We start from the raw sequence: 20,099 nt of genomic DNA on the forward strand, positions 1-20,099 counted from the left end.
TTTCAAAGCTACTTTCTACCCTGGTTCCTGTTCCGAACCACTTTCGAGTTTTACTAATCCTTTAAAAGCATCAATTACCGTATTCCCTTCATAGAGCACTTTATAAACTTCCCGTGAAATTGGCATATCGACCTTATAATCTTCGGCGAGTTCCATAACTACTTTTGCGGTCTTTACACCTTCGGCCACCTCATTCATTTCTTCAATGATCTGGGTGAGACTTTTTCCGCGGCCGATTTCAAAACCAACATGATGATTTCTACTTTTTGAACTGGAACAGGTAGCTACCAAATCTCCCATACCTGCTAGACCCGCAAAAGTCCTACGTTTTCCACCCATCGCTGTTCCTAAGCGTGTCAATTCTGAAAGTCCTCTGGTAATTAAGGCTGCTCTTGTATTATCACCAGCATTCGCACCATCTCCCATTCCGGTAGCGATTGCCATAATATTTTTTAATGCGCCACCCAGTTCGCATCCAATAACATCATTATTAGTATACACCCGAAACAATCCAGTACTAAAAACAGGTTGCAATTTTTTAGCAATGGTATGATCTACCATAGCAATAACTGCTGCAGCTGCCTGACCATTATGAATTTCTTTGGCGAGATTAGGTCCGGTTAGAACACCTGCAGGATGTCCTGGGAGTTCTTCTGCAATGATTTCTGTCATTCGCTTTTTTGTAGACAGCTCAATTCCTTTTGCCAAACTCACAATTGGAATCCACGGTCGTATAAATGGCTTGGCTTCTCTCAATACACTTCGAAAATGTTGTGACGGAATGCCCATCACTAATACATCAGCATCACTCACGGCTTCTTCTATTGAGGAAGTTGCTTTTAAATCTCTGTGCAACAACGCACCAGGTAAATACTTTGAATTGGTATGCTGCTCATTAATCTCGCGCACGGTCTCTTCATTGCGTGCCCAGATCGTAGTATGACTATTTTTTGAAGTAATCGAAGCTACTGTGGTTCCCCAGGAACCGCCGCCTAATAATCCAACATTTAATTTCATACAATAAATTTTAATTCCTATTCTTCCAGTTGTTCAAGATACAGATTTCTCACGTCTTCGATATGAGCATCCAGATTTTTTCGTTTCCATAAGGTCGTATCTACTGGATCCAAAACCACAACCTCAATATGGGTGGGTTTTAAAATTGCAGAACTATTCCCTATCGCCATATATGCATTCTTGATGACTACAGGAATAATAGGAACCCCAGCCTGCATCGCCATATGGAAAGCACCTTTTTTAAAGGGTCCTAATTTTTTACTTCCGCTTCGGGTTCCTTCTGGTGCAATTACTATAGAAGTTCCTTTGCGTAATGCATCTACCGCTGGCTCTAGGGCTGCGATAGCTTTTTCTTTACTGGATCTATCCACATAAATGGCCCCTAAAGCTGTAAAAATAGGCCCTACAGGGGTACGTTCTAATTCTTTTTTGGCCACTCCTGTAATATCATCATGGATAATGTTCATCAAAATAAAAAAATCGGCTGCACTTTGATGATTAAAAATAAATACAGCGGGTCGAATTTCCTCGAGATTGTGTTTTCCTTTTACAGCTACTTCAAGACCAGCCACTTTAGTGCCTAATTTTCCAATACTTCTAAAAGTGGTATTGGCAGCTTCTCTTCGGGACATGGTTATTGCTCCTTTGATAAGACCTTTCATAGCTGCTGGATAAATACTCGCAATCGCGAGTCCTGTTCTAAAACCGTTGACAACAGGTTTATCCACAGGCTCTTCAAATCGTAAAATAGGCCAGTTATTTTCGAAAGCAAGCTGTGATAACTTCTGATCTGGATTGGTGGCAACAGGTCTTCCAACTAACTCAAATAACGGATAGTCTTCTATACTATCACTATAAAAATAGCTTTTACTTAGATCAATATCGTTTTCCTTAGCGAACATTCGCGCGGCTCTCGCCTTCCCTTCACCCCAGCACATTTCCTTCACACGCCCGGTAAACTTCCCGTTACGTAGTTCCATTCGGGTGCAATACACATCTTCAATTCCAAGTTCTTTTGCAATAGGTTCGATCTGGTACGAGGTTGCCGCCGAAATGATGACAACTCTATGTCCTTTTTCCAAATGTTTTGCAATTAATTCTCTGGATTCGGGATAAATAGTGGTTGCCAAATAATCTGAAAATACTGTCTCACCCAATGCTACGAATGCCGACTCGGGAATTCCTTTTACGCCCAACGCAGCAATTCTGGTAAGAATCTCAAAGTCCCTGTTCCCTGAAGAAAACACCAAAGCTGTTGCAAATTGTGTTAAGTATTCTTTTATGGTGGTCTTTCCACTAAAAAGACGTGTCGACATAAATTTCTTGGCCGAAAAATCATTAATTAAGGTTCGATCCATATCAAAAAATGCTGTGATATGAGGGCCACTTTCGGCTTTATCTACTTTTTTAATTTTCAGTTTTTGCTGACGTGAATCTGGAACCAGTATTTTCTTAGTAGATTTTAATTCGAGCAGTTTTGTATTAGGTGTGTGTTCAATGCTTTTCAGATAAAATAATCGTTCTGAAAGTTCGTCCAACTGTGTCATCCATGCATCCAAGGCTTTATAATCTATTTTTCTGTCCTTCGGCAACAAATCGGCATTCTTCGCAAAACGTAAGGCATTTTTTATAAAAGGCTGCGATACACTACCAAGTCTAGTAATCCTGGATTGCCAATGCAATTCCTTTCCTTTAAATATCGCAAGATCCATAAAATCTTCTTCTACAAATTCTTCCTCTGCATCCAGACTATTTAATGTGTGGCACACCACTTTATCGGCTTCCAGATAGGATAATAAGATTGCTCTGGCTACATACAGGTTTTGCTTTTTCAGAATAGCAGATACATCACCTTGCGGGTCTTTAATAATTGCTCTCCAGTTAGGATCAAAACCCTCTAGCTCTTTTTCAATTTCACTACTGAAACTTGGTTTGTTCGTATAAAAGAATTCAAATTTGAACAAATTACGAAGTCGCATGATCTCTTCCCAAAAATGTACCATTCGATTTTCTGAAGTATCCTTGCATATTTTCACCAATGCCATTTCGATAAAAGCAGCATGATACAAATGCCCGGAAGCCATATTTGCATAGTAGGTAGCTACCAAATATTCATTTGGTGCTAAGCTGTATTGAGATCTTTGTCCTGCCCTGCTTTTTTGAACGATTCCAGCTCCTACTAATAAATTTAATGCTTTCTGAACTGCAACACCAATTTTAATCCCTCTGTCAAGTAATACATCTTCACGCTTTTTACCGATATACACCATTAATTTTTCAACCTTGTATTCAATCTCTTTTCGGTTGAGGGCAAAATCATTCAGTAAAATATTACAAATGAGTGATACAGTCGTAACCGGAGTAATTGCATTCGCTTTCTGAATTAACTCAAAAGCAAAACGAGGTAATTTTGTAGTATCACTATAACTTTCTTCATCTACTTCGGGGATACTTGCACTATGCTGATCGTCCATTTCTACCGGATCACCAAAACGAATCGCTGCACGACCAAATTCATTTCCTAATCGTTTGATGTAGTTTACGGCTTCCAGTACATTTTCAGATTTCTTGGCGGTCCCTTTGCCTTCTTCGGTCATTTGTTTAACATCTGGAATCAAATCATACACGATGGATACCGGCACATATTTGATTGGCCGTGTGCTCTGTTGCTCACCTTCGATAATATATTTTAAAATCCCCATTTTAGGGTAGATAATCTTACCCGTGCGTGAGCGAGTACCCTCGATATTCCAAGTTAAATGATCTCCTTTGTCAATGATAGTCGAAATATAATGCCGTAAAGCCGCTTTGTAAATGATATTATCTTTAAAACTTCTTCGTATAAAAATAAGGCCTGCATGATTTCCCAATTGTTTTAATCCGGGAAAAGCTAGATTACTTCCACCAAAAGAATAAGGTACTGGCATTCCGTACCTGGCTAGTGTTGACATCAACACTAAGGTATCCAAATAGGTTTTATGAGTCATGATAAACGCTACAGAGTTTTCGCGCATCAGTACCATTAAACGTTTAATTCCTCTTGGATTTACATCAATTTTATCGCTATAGGCCCGTGATAGAATGTAATCAAATCCTCGAACCGAAAGTAACTTCGCCATAGGATGTTGCTGTGCATACAACTCCTTGATGTACTTCGTTGCTTTTCTTTGTACGTCTGCCAGCTCCATTTCTTGTGTTATGGCAATTTGCTGCAACGTCTCCTGAAAATTGGGATGATTTATAATATGGTCCATGGTAGTTACTTGATTTTTAATTTAAGAGGCTGTGGCTTTCTCAAGTTTGCGCTTCAGCTTGAAGGCTTTTCTTTTTCGGTTCCAGTAAAAAGGGTATAAAATCTTTTCAATAAAAGTAGTCACATCTTCAATTTTTCTTCCGTGGAGATTCGCACTTAAAGAGTTCGCAACAATCAATAGAACACTTGCATTAGCACCCAGTCCAGAATGGCTTCCGTAGACTTCAATATTCTTTATATCTTTTCTGTAGCTTTCAGCTTCCATACAATGCTTCCAGGGAACCAAACCATCTGTTTTTGTATATATACAAGTCACAGGCACATCTGGAATAGGCTCCAGCTCTTCTAAAAACCGTTTGTTTCTTTCCTTTAAGGAGCTTCCTCTAAAAAATTCTAAAATTCCGTAGACAGGTGTTTTCATATCCATTACTCCCCAGACTGGCGACGCAATGGTTAAGATTTGTTCGACCTGATTGGGATGTCTGTTTGCCATGATCTTAGCAAAGATACCTCCTCCGCTCCATCCTACGATGCTTACTTTTTGTTTGTGTTCTTCATAGATATCATCCAATTTTTCCTCTAATCTCGGAATGTAATGACTTTTCACCATATTAAAACCCATCTCCCATTTGTAGGTCACAAATCCTAAAGAATCTAGATACTTTCTAACAAAGGAGGTAGAGAAATCGTCTCCAAGGTACGGTGGTATAAGTAAAACTGGGCGTCCTTCCCCTTTAATTCGCTTCGGAATAAAAGGAAATAATGCATAAATAGACGTCCATTCAAGAATCGAACGGGTTTCTAACAACATATTAAATAAAGGTGGCTTCGGAATTTTAGTATTAATTTCTGAAACTGCTACCTTAAATTGTTCTACGATTTCCAATGCCGCTGTATTCTCTTCTAACTTCTTAGCATCAACCACTGTTAATGCAATAGCTTCTAGAATCACCTGAAGCGTTAAGTAATCACGGCTTGGTCCTAATTCATCACAAACTCTAATCACCTCATTAAAAAGAAAATCGATGTCCTCCTGTTCTTCAATGGCAATAATATCAATAAAGTCAAAAATTGGTTCTGCATACGGATGATGTTCAAACGCATCTTTAACCGCTTGCTTCGACTCTTTTAAGGACATTCCATTAAGTACGCCCAATGCAACTGCAAAACGTGTAAAACTTCGATATAATATAATCTTTTCTTCCATTCAATTTTTTTAAATATGCGCCTTCAACCAATTTAGAATATCCTGCTGCACCTCCTCTTTGTTTTTTTCCTTTAGCATTTCGTGCCTACCTTCTTCGTAAAGATGAACTGTCAAGTCTTCCACACCGCAATTCTTATATTTTTTGACTACCTGTTTTACGCCTTTTCCCATTTCGCCTACTGGATCTTTTTTTCCTGAAAAAACCAAAATAGGAAGTGAGGTAGGAGTTGCTTGAAACGCTGGCTCCTCATTTAATTTTTTACTATTCTTTATCACATCCTGAAAAACCCCCAACGAAAAATCTTCTACCCGGTAGGGATCGGCTTCAAATTTATCTACTTCTTCCTCAACGGTACTTAACCAATCGAACTTCGTTCGGTTGGGACTGAATTTTTTATTAAACTCTCCAAAGAAGAGATCTTTTAACGTATCGTTTTTACGTTCTCTTCCACGAATCTTAGTCACGATTCCTGTCGCCAGAATTCCGAAGTTACCCAATCCTTTTATGAAGCTTGCGGTACCAGACAATATCAATCCGTCGAGTTCTTCGGCATATTCGGTAACAAATTTTCGGCTCAATAAGGATCCCATACTATGACCAAATAATACAAAAGGTACCTTAGGGTGGTCTGCCCGCATTTTTTCGGCCAATTCGTGCATGTCTTCCATACAATCACCAAAATAATCTGCACCATCATAATGCCCAAACAATCGCTTTATTTCTGCAGTCTTTCCGTGGGCACGGTGATCGTTGGCATACACTTCATACCCTTCATCTGCCATTAATTGTGCAATTGCATCATACCTTCCTGCATACTCACCAATACCATGTGCGATTTGCACCATGCCTTTTAACGGCTTTTGCTCGTTGGCCTTCCAATGGTAATAACAAATATGCTCACCATCTCTTGCAGTAAAAACGTGGGTTTTATAGGACATCAATTATCTTGCTAAAAAGGTACTGAGCAATTTTTTAAATTTATTTTTTGCAGCAACAGGTCCTGTGATTTTAATTCGACCCTGAATCATTAATTCTTCAAATTCATAGGTTCCTTTATACAGATCAAACAGAATATCATCATCAATTTCTACTAAAACTTTTGGGTCTAGGTTTTTGGCTTTTCGAATTGAAGCTTTTGAAGCAGTTATTCTAATATCATATCCTTCAGTCGATTGCCCTTTTCCAATTTCCATATGGTATTCACCAGTATATTTTTTGAGCGTAGCTGAAGTATTTTTTAAATACTTCCGGAGTGCTGTAAAAAAAGGAGTACTCTTAGTCTTAGCTTTTGTTTTTGCTTTTAATACCTCAGCAGCTTTTTTAGATCCTGCTTTTTTGATCAAGTCTTCCAACTCATTGGCGCTTTCACGAACATATTTTGAAAACAGATCGGCATCGGGCATGGTTTTCGAATCACTGGTCGTCGTAATACTTACCTGACCGTTATAGCTAAACGCTGCAATGATCAATCCAAAACCATCTACCACAGGAGTGAGTCCGAAAATAGAAACCACCTTATGTCCGTTTAAATACAATAGGTTGCGAGGCCCCGGAACATTGGTAATGGTCACGTTAAAGGGCGGTCTGTGTAAATCCTTGATGTTATATTTACTGTACAATCCAGCAGCCAAATTAGCCAGTCCAAAGGGAACTGCATCTGCCATTTTTGCTAGTGTTTTTGCGCCGTTTGCTTTATGGCGGGTTTTTCCAAGCATGGTTTGTTCCTGAATGTATTCCAGTCGATCCAGCGGATCTGCAATATGCGTTGCTAACTGAATCATCATATTGGCAATTTTGTTACCTCCATGTCCGTCGACTTCAGTACGAATCGAAATCGGCACATTTGCGACCAGCGGCTGTAATGGCAATCGTTCTCTCTCTTGAAGATATCTTCGTATCGCTCCTGCACAAATCGCAAGAATTACATCATTAATAGTACCTCCGGCAGTTTTGCGAAGCGCATTAATACGGTCAAAAGAAAGGATTGCCGTTCCCCAGGTTCGTTTTGCCGAAATTGAACCGTTAAAAATTGAAATAGGAACAGGATAGGTAGCCGAACTGAATTCCTTTTGAATGCTTAGGGTTTTTTGTGCTCTGCTTTTTGCAAAAGCATAGCCTGTTTCCAAAATGGTCTTAGGAATTTTAAACGGATTCTTTAAAAAACTATACCCGCTTTTAAGTAATAAGCTCAATTCGTCTGGAAGTGGTTCTGGTGTGAAAGGTTTTGGTTTTGTTCGCTTTTTCTTTTTTCCGTCTTCTTCTTTATCATATAAGACTCCCATCATGCCTACTCCAGAGCCACCATCGATCATCACATGATGAACTTTTGTAACAATAGCAACCGAACCCTTAGGAACCTGAGCAATCTCATTAATGCCTTCAATAAAATGAACGGACCATAGCGGTCGTCGTAAATCGAGTGGCGAGCTAAAAATTGTAGAAGTCAATTCCCGTAATGTTTTCCAATTAGAAGGATCTGGTAATTTAATACGGTTTAAGTGTAAATCGATATCAAAATTAGGATCGTCCACCCAATACGGATAATCAAGATTAAGCGGTACGTTCAATAAACGTTTTCTAAATTTTGGCAACAAATGCATTTTTGATGCTACAATCTCTTTAAAATCTTCAAACTTGAGAGAACCTTCTACAATATTTAAAGTTGCAATATGCATTGGGCTAGTAGGAGATTCGGCATATAAAAATGCAGCATCATAGCCCGAAATTTGTTTGATATCTCCGTCTAATGCATCTTGAACGATGTCTTTAATGTCAATCTTTTTTGCCATAATCATGCCCACATAGGCGGGTACTTTTGATATTTTTTCTGAAAGTACTTCGAAAAGATGTTCCTTCCGAAGAATCATTTAATTTATAAATTCTGAAAATTAGTGATCTTAATATTTTTTGCTTTTAGGTCAAACATCAAACTGAACAACCCAAAAAACGTTCTGTTCATATAAATAAAATGTTTTGAGCCTCGGTTAGCATTGAGACTTCGAATCTTTGAACTCTTTACATATCGTTCGCCAATACTGGCGATCTCTTCAAAAAAGTCTGGGTCTGAAAAATCAAAATTCTCGTGATGAAACGGCCGTGTAAACAATCGCAATACATCGTTGAACAAAGTAGTAAAAAATTCGGTTTCTTCTGGGGTATCTTCAGGTTTAAGTATTTCCAATTCTTCCAGAAGCGCCTTAAATACAGGTGGATTTTCAATCACTTCGATCTTAAGCAATTCGAAATAAGGCGTATGGAAAGATTCTGGTAATTCTTTCATACAGCCAAAATCCAACGCAATCAATTCGGCATCTTTTGAAACCAGAAAGTTCCCAGGATGCGGATCTGCATGTACTTTTTTCAGAGTGTAGATCTGATACAAATAAAAATCCCATAACGTTTGACCTAACTTCTGCGATAGTTGTTCGTTGGTATTCTTTGCGGAAAATTCGGAAAGGTGAATTCCATCCATCCAGTCCATTGTAATGATTTGCTCTGAGGATAAATCTTCATAATACCTAGGAAACTTCAGATTAGGTATATGGGCGCAGGCTTCTACGATTTCTTTACTTTGTTCCATTTCTAGCAAATAATTTGTTTCTTCAAACAATTTATTCTCGACTTCTTTAAAATAAACCTCGCTGTCTTTTGCCTTAATGTTAAACATCTTCATGGCAATTGGTTTTACGATCGCCAAATCACTCATTATACTATCTGCCACACCAGGATACTGAATTTTCACTGCCAATTCTTTTCCATCCTTCGTTGCCTTGTGTACTTGCCCAATACTCGCTGCATTGATTGCTTCAGTATTAAAAGTGTCAAAAATGTCGCTTGGATATTTTCCGAAAGACTTTTTAAAGGTTTTTAATACCAAAGGTCCCGATAAGGCAGGTACTGAAAACTGAGACAATGAAAATTTTTCTACATATGCCTGCGGCATGATGTTCTTTTCCATGCTCAACATCTGGGCAACTTTTAAGGCACTTCCTTTTAAGTTTTTAAGACTATCGTATATATCGGTAGCATTATTTTCATCCAGACGTTCTTTGGCTTCCGCTTCAGGATTGACCATTTTATCTCCAAAATATTTAATGTAATTCACTCCTACCTTAGCACCAGTAGAAACCAATTTGGAAGCACGCTTAATTTTTGAAATAGGAATATTTTTTGTCGTTTTCATAGAGGTTTACCTTGTAAATCGTTCTTTATATAGGAACTTTCCGAGGTCAATAATATTATTTAGTGCTTTGGTATCTATTAATTCAAGACTGGTATTGAGTGACTTTTCGATAAAGACATCTGTTTTTTCAAAATCGGGTGAGGTATCGTCCAACCAAAATTTTAAAGTAAATAAAAACTGAATCCAGGCGCTTTCGCGAATGGTAGCTTTTTGAAAAGGTTCGATAGCACTAAAGTTAATATTTAGTTCCTGAAGCTCCAGCATATCGACAAAGTTTCCGAAGTGCTCACGAAGAGGAGACAATACAGAGAGTGTCTCAAGAGACAATCCGTAGTCTTTTAGTACAAACTGAATGTATTCTTTATTCAGGGAAAGGTTTTCAAAAAAAGTAAAATAGAAACTCAATAACTTGTCTTTCTTTCCGAAGAGGGCAAACTCATCACTTTCTTCCAGCGTGGCAAGAGAGGTTTCGAAGAGTGTTTTAAAAATCTCCTGCTCCAGTTCTTTAAAGCTATCAAAGTGCTTATAAAAAAGAGGTGCTTCAAAATTGTGAGTTTCAGCAAAATTTGAGATCGATCCGGGGCGGCATAGTTGAGTCGCAACATGATCCATATACCAGGTCATGAGTTGTGCCACGGTTACTTTTTTATTTTTTGCCATATTTGAAGTTAAAGTACAAAAATACAAAAGGTTATTCAGCTTTGCTGCCAATTGGGGTGCAACCCGTATTAATAATTTCTTAAAATTAAAAAAACCAGGCTGCTTAAAAAGCGACCTGGTTGTACATCAAACTAACTAATCATCATGAAAACTATGCTACTAATTTTGAAAAACGTTTCTTCGTTAATAACATTGTGCTTTTTACACCCTCAAGAGCATCGAAGATAAGGTCCTGCTGATTGGCAGCTAATTGTAGACCTCCTTTAATTGCTTTGCTAGTTACGGTTTGCCATTGTCCTGCTACTTCGATGGTGTCTGTAACAACTTCTTCGGTAGTGTTTAATGCAAATCCGTTTGCTTTTGAAGCGACCATTTTTGTAGTATCTACTACTTTATTGATCATTTTTGTGGGTGCTATATTTATTTTCTTTTTCATTGTATCTGTTTTAATATTCTTAAATTTTAATGATTACTTATGCAGTTCTGTAACGAGCTACCCAAGTTTCAAGACCTTTAGCTCCATCTTTTACAGCTACTTCGGCTTGTCGTATCCAGTCGTTAGCGTCAGTTGTTGGTGCAGCTACTTCTGCTTTTTCAAGAATTGCAGTCAACTCTTTTACTTCGAGTTTAGCCATGTTTGCATACGTTTTAATACCTGCATCGTTTAGAGCAATTTCAGTTTTAGGTCCAATTCCGTAGATTAACTTAAGGTCATCCTTTGCTACCGTCTTTACTGCAACCTTCGTTGCAGTTTTTACCGCTTTTACTTTCGCCGCTCCAGTTTCTTTAACCTCTGCTACTTTTTTTGCGACTTCTTTCTTCGCTTTTGCAGGTGTTACTGTTTTTGCTGCTACTTTAGCTTCAACATTGGCTTTCACCTTAGTTGCTTTAGCTTTCGTAGTTGCTTTTACAGATTTAACTTTTGCAGCACCTTTTGCTTTAATTGCTTTTGTGGTAGTTTTAGGGTTTGTTTTAGCTCCTTTTTTTGTCGCTTTTTTCGCTTCCTTTTTAAGGTCTTTTTGTACTTCCTCTAATTTGTCTTCGGTTTTATTAACCAACTTAGACGCTTTACTTAATACTTCTCCCTTTACTTCATTGTATTTTGCTTTCCCCATCGTTTTAAAATCTTCAGCAGTCTTTTCTGCTTTCTTTACCATAGGATTTTTAGCAACTTTTTCTTGAACCTCTACTGCGATACCTTTTACTTTTTTAGCAACCGGATTGTTAGTTGCATAGTTTAACGCCTTCTCTACTGCAGAAGCATCATACCCTACTAAGTTCATCATTCTTTTAGCACCATCGTTTACTTGAGTTTTTACAGCTTCTGCTGTATCAAACACCATGTTTACCTGTGCTTCACGTACAGTTTCTGACTTCTTTACTAATTTTGAAGCCAACTTCTGCCACTTTTCACCATTCTTTACAGTTGTATCAATCGCATCCTTAGAAGCGGTAATCAAACTGTTGTTAATTTTTTTTGCTACTGAAGTAGATTTATTTACTGTTTTAGTAGTTTTCTTAGTTACTTTTGTTGTTGCTTTTTTAGCTTTTGCTGTTGTTGCCATGTTACTTATTATTTATTTCCGCTCTAGCGAATATTAGTATATTTATTGTTGATTTTTAAATCTGGCACAAACATACAATCAGCAAGTTACAGCTGAGTTGCAAATGAGTACCTGACCCGTATTTTAATTATTTTTTAACGATTTTCTTTTTTAAAGTCTCTAGTAAATCGAAAGCCATATCCTGTTGAGAAGCTGCGATATCAAACCCTTTTTTCAGAATCATCGTATTGATAGCGATACATTTTTCTGCGACACTAAAGGATGTTGTAAAAGCTTTTTCGGTTGTTGCTAATGCAAGGTCATTTACTTTAGTAGCACCTTTTAAAGCAAGGTTCGCTGCTGTATCTATAACTGTTGTTTGTTTTTTTGTTGCCATAATTTTATTGTTTTTGCCGTGTTCTGGCTTTTATTTTAAACGCTAATTTTAAATCTGGTGCAAACATAGGTTCACGTTGTTACAAATGAGTTGCAAAAGAAATTTGACGTTTATGTATACAATTTTAATTTTTACAGGGCAAACATACACCTAGGGTGTTACAACTGAGTTACAACTGAAGTCGAGCAGAAATAAAAGACTTTTACATAGGGTCGCTTTGATATGAATTAAAATCCTGCTTTGCTTTGCAGAAAACACCTCATATCATTTTAAAAAAAACCTAATTAATGTACCTTGCCAACCCTTAAATTGTGCAACAGATGAAAAAGGATTCCATGCTAACATATATTGAAAAGGTACTAGACAATATGCCAATGAGTTGGTTACATGTAACGACACACAGACTGGATATTTATACTGAAAAATTTGCTAAAGTTCAATTTCTAGAACAATTTGAAGTTTTATATTCTACTAATAATTCTGAAACAGCTGCTTTAAATACGCTACCTACTGCCTACGACTATATTCGCTTAGGGCATCCATTATCGTGCATCCTTGAATGGGGAATTGCTAAAGCATATGATTTAAAGTCAGAAAATGTTATTAGTTTTTCTTCAGTAACTAGTCCTGTGTTAGCAGTTCTAAGAAAAAACTTACTGGATACTAAAAATACCCAAATACTTTATACTGAAAAATTACCAGATTTCTTTGATGTTGAAATACTCAAAGATATTTATGGATATACGTTTGAATTAAAGAAAGTTGAAAATGTAGCTGCTATTTCAGAATTTAACGGGAGTACCGTCTTTCTATCTCAGCAAAACGAATTGCATACCATTGAACTCACTTCACAAATTGACTTTTATATCAGTTACAATTCTCAACTAGGAAGCGTTTTAGTCGTCAATGGTGAACAAAACGAAAACTACATATCAGAAATTCAGCATGTCCGAAGAAGAGAAACGATTGCTATGACGCCAGCCAATTCCCTACAAGCTCTAAAGTCATTTGTAACTAAACTTCCTTTAAAGCAAGAAACCACTACTAGTGAAACAAATAAGAAAATAGTCTCAAATTTAATTTTGGAGATCACTAATACAACTTCAAAACCCCTTATAGGCTCTAGCGGACTGTCCATACAATATGCAATTATGATGGGACTTATTCACGATGCCACTAAAAATCATAAAGGAAAGTCTATCAAATTTATAGTACCTCCAAATTGCTATGGTGGCACAAACGATCAGGCAAGGAGGGTTGCAGCCTGTATTGATAGTGTTGAAGTAGTAGATCTACCTGTTGATGGTGACAATGATATGGTTCAAAGTATTGAAATCGTCTTAGACAGGATAGCCCATGAAGATGCAGTTCCGTATATCATTGCTGAAATTCCAACCAATCCAAGGGTTGAAGTACCTAATCTTACAAAATTAAAAGAGGCATTGAGTAAAGTTCGATATACTTCAAGTGGTGATGTAGCTGTTGACCCTGTGTTTATTTTAGATCAAACATTTTGTCCTAACGTACATTTTTTAGGAGAAGAAGATATACTCTCATCGGTTAGAGCCATTTCTTATGCAAGCGGATCAAAATTTCCAAGCGGCGGAAGGTGTACGGCTGGGTACTGTGTAGTAAATAAAAAAGCTGAAACGCTTATACAAACTATTGAATTGCATTTAAACCTTTGTGATAATGAAGCTACGGCACTACAGTATGAAATACTAGCGCGACAATTGCCTTCTATGAACCAAAGAATTCAAGATGCCTATAAAAATACACGAGAATTTGTAAGCTTTATCCAAAAAGTTTTGCCCGATGCAAAAATAAATTTTGTTTCTGAAACACTGGCAGAACAAGGATTTACTCCTTCGGTATTTTCATTAGATCTTCCTACAAAAGGAGCCACCGATTTAGAAAAAGAAGCCTATAAAAGGTCGCTGAATCTTAAATTAATTAATTTAATGATTTCAGAAATCCCAAATGAAAGTAAGTTCTGTGTTAGCTACGGTCAATTAAAAGGAAGCTATTGGACCATACCAGCCACCTCGACTCAAGGGACCACTAAAGAGGGTGATAAAGACTATATTGTTCGGGTAGCACTCTCTCCAGATATGGATCTTGATCGACACAAAGAAGTATTTTTAAAATTCGTTCAAACTATCTAAAAGGGGGTGTTTTCGAGCTAGAAGATCTTTTTTCCTTTATGTCATTTCATTTCCTCAATCTCCTGCAATAATTTCTTGGTTTCGGGTAACGGATTAATACCGTATTCCGTCTCCAATACATCAGCACATTTTTGATACACCTTCAACGCCTGAGGACGATTTCCTTTGGCGATATATCCTTGCATCTGGATGCGGTACGCATCTTCCCAAGTTGGGTCGATAGTTATGGCAGCCTGTGCTAGTCGTACGCTTTCCATCGGATTTTCAGGAAGAATGAGTTCAGCTAACGTTACATAGGCTCCTAAAATATGGATCTGTGTTTTTTCACGTTCTTCAGAAGACCAATCCTCAAAGATGCGGTTGGGTAAATAACTTCCATGATATAACGCAATGGCTGCCTTATAAGCATCTTTTGCTAGTTCGGTATCCTTTCCGAAGGCCTCATTCCCAATAATCACATATTTTTCCAGCGCATCCACATCAATCCACACTTGTTCCATATCCAGCTCATAGCTTACCCCTTGCCGTAATAAATATTTAGGTTCTGTCCTTGAAGGCCTGTTGGGTTCCATCGCTTTATTCACACCATGTAACGCTACCTTAAAATCACGATCGTCTCCTTCTTCCCACAAATGCTCCATAATTCGTTCCTTATGGATCGCATTGCGTTGTCGGTTCGAAATTAAATACTGTAGTAATTGTAAAGTTTTATCGCGACCCCATTCCTTATTGGGCACCTTTTCCCCTTCTCGCCACAGATTAAAATGCCCCAACGTCTGTATTCGTATTGGTGCATCCTGCTCAAATGTTCTGAGCGCTTCTAATTGGTTGCGTAGGTCTTTCATTTCCTACTACTTAGGAGTTTTTTTAGTGGTTTTTTTTGCGGAAGGTTTGGTGGTCGCCTTCGACTTTGTTGTTTTAGCTACTGAAGATTTTGCGGTAGTACGAGGTTTTTTAGTTGTAGTTTTGATTCCTTCTGAAGGAGTTTGCATAGCATCTACTTTACTGGAAAGTTTCTGCACTTGCGAACTTAATTGACGTATTGCACTGTGAATATCAACAATATCAGATTTTGAAGCACTTCGCCATTCATCCAATGGAACTTTTTCCATCATTTCGCCCCCAAACTCTGTAAGTTGTTCTTTTAAATGATCGACAGATTTTCTAGGGTCTTTTATAGTGTCCATAAATACCTTAGGTCCTTCTTTTGCCATGGTCTTCCACATACTCAGGCTTTTTTTCAAAATACCTTCCTGCTCTTCCTTTGGATGTTCTTTTGCTGCCTCTTTGGTTAAATTGGCCAGGCGTTCTTGCATAAATGCCACAGCCTCCTTAAAGTCACTAAAACTTAAGTCCTCGCCTCCTTGCACGTGTGACACCTTACCGCGCCACTGCACGTTTGCTTGTCCTTTTTCTTCAAAAATCTTTTGATTAAACCGGATCATAAAAGATGCCGTTTGTTCGGGTCGCTTTGCCATAGTTTCTTACAATTTAATGCATACAAAATACAATTCTTTTTTTAGAAAACCCTCTCAAAAAAAGATTGCTAACAACTCGTGGATTTCTTTTTAAGGGTGGTGTCAAATTTGATCTGAAATTTTTGGTTCTTTGTAGAATAGTTTAAAAAATGGCTAAAAAATACATCATTGCTTTCGATCAGGGTACGACGAGTACCCGAACCATTTTGTTTGACGAACACGCAAAAGTCGTAGCAATATCTCAAAAAGAACTCACGCAACACCATCCGGAGTCGGGTTGGGTAGAGCATGATCCTATGGAAATTTTTCGTGACCAGCAGGCAACCTTCAGGGAAGTATTAAAAACTTCTGGTATTTCTATAGAAGCTATAACTGGCATAGGTATTACCAATCAGAGAGAAACAACAGTCGTTTGGAATAAAAAAACTGGAGAACCTATTTATAACGCCATCGTCTGGCTGGACAATCGAACTCATGAAATTTGTGACCGACTTAAGAAAAAAGGACTGCAGACTTATATAGCTGAAAATACCGGGCTCGTCATCGATTCCTATTTCAGCGGAACTAAACTTGCTTGGATCCTCGACCACGTTAAAGGTGCACGAGAAAAAGCAGAGAAGGGTGAACTGCTATTTGGAACCATCGATAGTTGGCTTATCTATAAATTTACTAAGGGAAAACAGCACGTCACAGATCACACTAATGCTTCTAGAACCTTACTCTACAATATTAAAGAATTGCAATGGGACGGTCGAATCCTCGATGTCTTAAAAATACCCAAAGGGATGCTTCCTTTAGTTCAAACTTCATCGTCCTATTTTGGAGATGTAGATATTGATGGACATCGTATCCCCATTCTAGGAGTAGCTGGTGATCAACAGGCGGCACTTTTTGGGCAAGGCGGATTTACACCGGGAATTGCTAAAAACACCTATGGTACAGGGTGTTTTATGTTACTGAATACAGGAACTGAAGCTGTGTCCTCAAAAAACGGGCTGCTCACAACCATAGCGTGTAGTTTACCAGACACAGAAATTCAATATGCCTTAGAAGGAAGTATCTTTATTGGCGGTGCTTCTATTCAATGGCTACGGGATAATTTACTACTTATCAAAAATGCCAGTGAAACGGAAAGCATCTGTGAAGAAACGCAAGAACTCAAAGATTTATATGTTGTTCCTGCTTTTGCAGGCTTAGGTGCTCCTTATTGGGACTCCGAAGCAAAAGGTGCTATGTATGGATTGACCCTAGATACCGGGAAGAATGAAATCATTAAAGCAACTGTTGAAGCCTTGGCCTTACAAACCAAGGATGTGCTAAATGCGATGCAGCAAGATTGTAATAAAAAAGTACAGCAGCTTCAGGTGGACGGCGGAGCGAGTGCTAATAACTATTTAATGCAATTTCAGGCAGATATGCTCAATGTACCAGTAGAGCGTCCAAAAATGCTGGAAGTGACTGCTCTTGGTGCTGCATTTTTAGCCGGATTGCATGCTGGAGTTTGGGAACTTTCAGAATTAAATAAGAGCAGAGAAATAGAACGCCTTTTTCAACCCATAATGGACAATTTAGTACGAGAAGAAAAATACAAGGGATGGCTAACTGCAATTGAGAGAACCAAATCCAATCATGAATAAAATGCAGGAGAACACATTTTCAGTTTTAAACAGAGAAAATCAACTCAACCATATTTCTGAAAAGAAATTCGATCTAGTTATCATCGGTGGCGGAGTGACTGGAGCTGGAATTGCCTTGGATGCAGCTTCCCGGGGTATGAAAACCTGTCTTATTGAAAAAAATGATTTTGCTTCTGGGACGAGTAACAAATCGACCAAGTTGATCCATGGCGGACTCCGCTACTTGAAGCAGTTTGAAATAGGATTGGTCAAAGAATCTGGGCGAGAAAGAGCGATCGTTCATAAATTAGCACCCCACTTAGTGATTCCCGAAAAGATGTTGCTACCGCTTATAGAAGGGGGTACCTACGGAAAGATTATGACAGCGATTGGCCTTAAAGTATATGATATACTCGCCAATGTAGAAGGTGACGACAAACGTAAAATGCTGGATAAAGATGAAACGCTGGAAAAAGAACCATTGTTAGATCCCGAAAACGTTTTGGCTGGCGGCTTTTACAGTGAGTATCGAACAGATGATGCCCGATTAACTATTGAATTACTGAAAAAAGCAGCCAGTTTTGGTGCCACACTACTCAATTATTGCGAAATGGATACCTTTGTTTATAATGAAAAAGGAATTCTGGAGCATCTGGATTGTAAGGACCATACTACTGGTAAAACCCTTCGTATTACTGGTCGTAATTTTGTATCGGCTGCAGGGCCTTGGGTAGATACACTACGAAAAAAGGACAAAAGTATCAATGAAAAATATTTGCATCTTACCAAAGGGGTGCATTTAGTATTTCCGTTTGATATGTTACCTATTGCACAATCTATTTATTTTGACGTCCCAGATGGCAGAATGCTATTTGCAATCCCCAGAGGGCGTTGTACTTATGTAGGAACAACCGATACGACCTATACGGGTGATTTGGATCGCGTATTGACAACGCAGGCAGATGTTGCTTATTTGTTAAACGCAATGAATACAACTTTTCCTACGGTCGACCTTTCAGAAAAAGATATCGAATCGAGCTGGGCTGGATTACGCCCCTTGATTCATGAAAAAGGGAAAAATCCTTCAGAACTATCGCGCAAGGATGAGATCTTCGTTTCAGACAGTGGCTTGATTTCTATCGCTGGTGGAAAATTGACTGGCTACCGTAAAATGTCGCAACGGGTTCTCGAGGCTGTATTAAAATCCCTTCCGAAAAAAAGAAAAAAGAAGCTACAGCTTTCAGAAACAGAAAACATTGCACTGACTTCAGACCCATTTCAAAATAAAAAGGAAGTTGCGATATATCAAGAAAAGCTTCAGCAGCAATTAAAAAATATGGGTTTTGCAGATCCCTATATTGCTATGTACTTAGTGGTGACCTATGGAAAACAAACAGATTTAATCCTTCGACGGTTTCAGCAATACAAAGATAAAGACCTTATAAAATCATTGGTTCTCGCCGAATTGTGGTACACCGTACACTATGAAATGGTAGCATCTATCACAGACTTCTTCGTTCGTAGAACTGCAAGACTTTTCTTTGACATCAAGACTGTAAGCACCTATAAAGAGATCGTACTTGAAGAGCTATCAAATTACTTGAACTGGAACGAAGAAAAACAAAAAAGTGAAGCTAAGATGCTCTCACAATTGATTAAAGATGCTACGACCTTTTACGTTTCCGAAGCGGGCTAAAAAAACACCCTCCTCTGCTGTTACCTAGAGAAGGGTGCAACCATAAACACATAGAGTAACATGTGTAACCAAACTAAAATTATAACTTGAACGACAGTCCAAGAATGACTTGCTCTTGTCGCGCATCTACACGATTAAGGGCAATATCTGTAAATTCTATTTCATTTTCGTTCAATCCGCGCTCGTAGCGTACATCTATTCCGAAATTTTCAAAGTTGAATCCCACTCCGAGTTGGGCTCCCACAGTAAAGGTATCCATCGCCTCTTCCAGTTCAAAATCTTCAAACTCATTGGTCAAAATATATTGTGCCGAAGGTCCTGCAAACACAGTGAGCGGGCCAATAATATCGATTCCAAGCAGCAAAGGAACATCTATTTTACTAATTTTTAGATCGCCGCTATCATACTCACTCTGTGTTCGTGTATATAAAGCTTCTGGACGAATATAGAGCGGTCCTAAATCTATTTTCCCATAGAGACCTAGGTGAAACCCTACGTTTTTAGTGGGATTTTCGGTGATATTCTGAAAGTTATTATCAAAATCACCATTACTATTATAATTAAGTCCTCCTTTGATACCAATCCCGCTCCCTTTTTGAGCAAAAGTTATGCTTGTGACAAGCAGAAAACATAGAAATACGAGTTTCTTTATCATTACTAAATTTTTAAAATTAAACATTAAACCGAATTGGTGGAATTTGTCATTCTATCCAATTGTAAAGAATAAAGTTTTATATATAAATAGAGATTTAGGTTGAGGCTGGTAGTACTTTAAAAACACTATATTCTTATATTTATTGTAACTACTTTTTATTTTTTTCTGAAATGCCTTTGAAACAACGCCTTAAACGTTAAAGTTAATGTTAAGCGTATTTACTACTT

16 protein-coding genes are annotated in these 20,099 nt (G+C 38.0%); 3 read left to right on the forward strand and 13 right to left on the reverse strand.

Features of this window, described 5'->3' with window-relative positions; translation table 11 throughout:
• Positions 1 to 15: 15 nt before the first annotated feature.
• The 10 genes from ACFQO1_RS07435 to ACFQO1_RS07480 all read right to left on the reverse strand — a co-directional run bounded on the left by ACFQO1_RS07435 (position 16) and on the right by ACFQO1_RS07480 (position 12,262).
• Positions 16 to 1,017 carry an NAD(P)H-dependent glycerol-3-phosphate dehydrogenase gene (locus ACFQO1_RS07435; RefSeq protein WP_380217362.1) on the reverse strand — a complete coding sequence of 334 codons (1,002 nt, stop codon included), beginning with the start codon at positions 1,015 to 1,017 and terminating at the stop codon, positions 16 to 18.
• A 17-nt stretch (positions 1,018 to 1,034) separates the two neighbouring features.
• On the reverse strand, positions 1,035 to 4,271 hold the full coding sequence (locus ACFQO1_RS07440) for an HAD-IB family hydrolase (RefSeq protein ID WP_380217363.1): 3,237 nt from the start codon (positions 4,269 to 4,271) through the stop codon (positions 1,035 to 1,037).
• Between the two features lie 21 nt (positions 4,272 to 4,292).
• A complete protein-coding gene (locus ACFQO1_RS07445) occupies positions 4,293 to 5,477 on the reverse strand; it encodes an alpha/beta hydrolase (protein ID WP_380217364.1) in 1,185 nt (394 codons plus the stop codon).
• Between the two features lie 9 nt (positions 5,478 to 5,486).
• Positions 5,487 to 6,416: an alpha/beta hydrolase gene (locus ACFQO1_RS07450; protein WP_380217365.1), complete on the reverse strand. Its 930-nt coding sequence runs from the start codon at positions 6,414 to 6,416 to the stop codon at positions 5,487 to 5,489.
• A 3-nt stretch (positions 6,417 to 6,419) separates the two neighbouring features.
• Positions 6,420 to 8,345, reverse strand: a complete 1,926-nt coding sequence (locus ACFQO1_RS07455; protein WP_380217366.1) for a WS/DGAT/MGAT family O-acyltransferase — start codon at positions 8,343 to 8,345, stop codon at positions 6,420 to 6,422.
• Between the two features lie 5 nt (positions 8,346 to 8,350).
• On the reverse strand, positions 8,351 to 9,661 hold the full coding sequence (locus ACFQO1_RS07460) for an ABC1 kinase family protein (protein WP_380217367.1): 1,311 nt from the start codon (positions 9,659 to 9,661) through the stop codon (positions 8,351 to 8,353).
• A 6-nt stretch (positions 9,662 to 9,667) separates the two neighbouring features.
• Positions 9,668 to 10,321 (reverse strand): TetR family transcriptional regulator C-terminal domain-containing protein, encoded by a 654-nt coding sequence (locus ACFQO1_RS07465; protein WP_380217368.1) that lies wholly within the window; start codon positions 10,319 to 10,321, stop codon positions 9,668 to 9,670.
• 151 nt (positions 10,322 to 10,472) lie between these two features.
• Positions 10,473 to 10,757, reverse strand: a complete 285-nt coding sequence (locus tag ACFQO1_RS07470) for a hypothetical protein (protein ID WP_380217369.1) — start codon at positions 10,755 to 10,757, stop codon at positions 10,473 to 10,475.
• 37 nt (positions 10,758 to 10,794) lie between these two features.
• A complete protein-coding gene (locus ACFQO1_RS07475; RefSeq protein ID WP_380217370.1) occupies positions 10,795 to 11,886 on the reverse strand; it encodes a hypothetical protein in 1,092 nt (363 codons plus the stop codon).
• Between the two features lie 127 nt (positions 11,887 to 12,013).
• The gene (locus ACFQO1_RS07480) at positions 12,014 to 12,262 is read right to left on the reverse strand and encodes a hypothetical protein (RefSeq protein ID WP_380217371.1); all 249 of its coding nucleotides are present in this window, start codon (positions 12,260 to 12,262) and stop codon (positions 12,014 to 12,016) included.
• Positions 12,263 to 12,582: 320 nt separating this feature from the next.
• Here ACFQO1_RS07480 and ACFQO1_RS07485 point away from each other — a divergent pair, with 320 nt between their 5' ends.
• Positions 12,583 to 14,427, forward strand: coding sequence for a PLP-dependent aminotransferase family protein (locus tag ACFQO1_RS07485; RefSeq protein ID WP_380217372.1), 1,845 nt, complete (start codon positions 12,583 to 12,585; stop codon positions 14,425 to 14,427).
• Between the two features lie 41 nt (positions 14,428 to 14,468).
• Here ACFQO1_RS07485 and ACFQO1_RS07490 read toward each other — a convergent pair whose 3' ends face one another.
• Together ACFQO1_RS07490 and ACFQO1_RS07495 are read right to left on the reverse strand one after the other, a co-directional pair.
• Entirely contained in the window at positions 14,469 to 15,272 is an 804-nt protein-coding gene (locus tag ACFQO1_RS07490; protein ID WP_380217373.1) for an AfsR/SARP family transcriptional regulator, read from the reverse strand.
• Between the two features lie 6 nt (positions 15,273 to 15,278).
• Positions 15,279 to 15,905, reverse strand: a complete 627-nt coding sequence (locus ACFQO1_RS07495) for a hypothetical protein (RefSeq protein ID WP_380217374.1) — start codon at positions 15,903 to 15,905, stop codon at positions 15,279 to 15,281.
• Between the two features lie 149 nt (positions 15,906 to 16,054).
• Between ACFQO1_RS07495 and glpK the strand changes: the two genes are divergently transcribed.
• The gene (gene glpK / locus ACFQO1_RS07500) at positions 16,055 to 17,542 is read left to right on the forward strand and encodes a glycerol kinase GlpK (RefSeq protein ID WP_380217375.1); all 1,488 of its coding nucleotides are present in this window, start codon (positions 16,055 to 16,057) and stop codon (positions 17,540 to 17,542) included.
• Positions 17,535 to 19,217 (forward strand): glycerol-3-phosphate dehydrogenase/oxidase, encoded by a 1,683-nt coding sequence (locus tag ACFQO1_RS07505; protein ID WP_380217376.1) that lies wholly within the window; start codon positions 17,535 to 17,537, stop codon positions 19,215 to 19,217. The genes glpK and ACFQO1_RS07505 overlap by 8 nt, the downstream gene beginning before the upstream one ends.
• A 79-nt stretch (positions 19,218 to 19,296) precedes the next feature.
• On the opposite strand, the gene ACFQO1_RS07510 is transcribed toward ACFQO1_RS07505, so the two are convergent.
• Complete coding sequence (locus tag ACFQO1_RS07510; protein WP_380217377.1) at positions 19,297 to 19,872, reverse strand: outer membrane beta-barrel protein; 576 nt, start codon at positions 19,870 to 19,872, stop codon at positions 19,297 to 19,299.
• Positions 19,873 to 20,099: the final 227 nt, after the last annotated feature.

This window comes from Jejudonia soesokkakensis, assembly GCF_042664795.1.
Lineage (GTDB): Bacteria > Bacteroidota > Bacteroidia > Flavobacteriales > Flavobacteriaceae > Jejudonia > Jejudonia soesokkakensis.

Excerpts from the sequence above, each read along its gene's own strand:
- ACFQO1_RS07480 (WP_380217371.1), bottom strand. The coding sequence starts at position 12,262 with ATGGCAACAAAAAAACAAACAACAGTTATAGATACAGCAGCGAACCTT.
- ACFQO1_RS07510 (WP_380217377.1), bottom strand. The coding sequence starts at position 19,872 with ATGATAAAGAAACTCGTATTTCTATGTTTTCTGCTTGTCACAAGCATA.
- ACFQO1_RS07475 (WP_380217370.1), bottom strand. The coding sequence starts at position 11,886 with ATGGCAACAACAGCAAAAGCTAAAAAAGCAACAACAAAAGTAACTAAG.
- ACFQO1_RS07450 (WP_380217365.1), bottom strand. The coding sequence starts at position 6,416 with ATGTCCTATAAAACCCACGTTTTTACTGCAAGAGATGGTGAGCATATT.
- ACFQO1_RS07485 (WP_380217372.1), top strand. The coding sequence starts at position 12,583 with ATGAAAAAGGATTCCATGCTAACATATATTGAAAAGGTACTAGACAAT.
- ACFQO1_RS07440 (WP_380217363.1), bottom strand. The coding sequence starts at position 4,271 with ATGGACCATATTATAAATCATCCCAATTTTCAGGAGACGTTGCAGCAA.
- glpK (WP_380217375.1), top strand. The coding sequence starts at position 16,055 with ATGGCTAAAAAATACATCATTGCTTTCGATCAGGGTACGACGAGTACC.
- ACFQO1_RS07490 (WP_380217373.1), bottom strand. The coding sequence starts at position 15,272 with ATGAAAGACCTACGCAACCAATTAGAAGCGCTCAGAACATTTGAGCAG.
- ACFQO1_RS07505 (WP_380217376.1), top strand. The coding sequence starts at position 17,535 with ATGAATAAAATGCAGGAGAACACATTTTCAGTTTTAAACAGAGAAAAT.
- ACFQO1_RS07470 (WP_380217369.1), bottom strand. The coding sequence starts at position 10,757 with ATGAAAAAGAAAATAAATATAGCACCCACAAAAATGATCAATAAAGTA.
- ACFQO1_RS07435 (WP_380217362.1), bottom strand. The coding sequence starts at position 1,017 with ATGAAATTAAATGTTGGATTATTAGGCGGCGGTTCCTGGGGAACCACA.
- ACFQO1_RS07455 (WP_380217366.1), bottom strand. The coding sequence starts at position 8,345 with ATGATTCTTCGGAAGGAACATCTTTTCGAAGTACTTTCAGAAAAAATA.
- ACFQO1_RS07495 (WP_380217374.1), bottom strand. The coding sequence starts at position 15,905 with ATGGCAAAGCGACCCGAACAAACGGCATCTTTTATGATCCGGTTTAAT.
- ACFQO1_RS07460 (WP_380217367.1), bottom strand. The coding sequence starts at position 9,661 with ATGAAAACGACAAAAAATATTCCTATTTCAAAAATTAAGCGTGCTTCC.
- ACFQO1_RS07465 (WP_380217368.1), bottom strand. The coding sequence starts at position 10,321 with ATGGCAAAAAATAAAAAAGTAACCGTGGCACAACTCATGACCTGGTAT.
- ACFQO1_RS07445 (WP_380217364.1), bottom strand. The coding sequence starts at position 5,477 with ATGGAAGAAAAGATTATATTATATCGAAGTTTTACACGTTTTGCAGTT.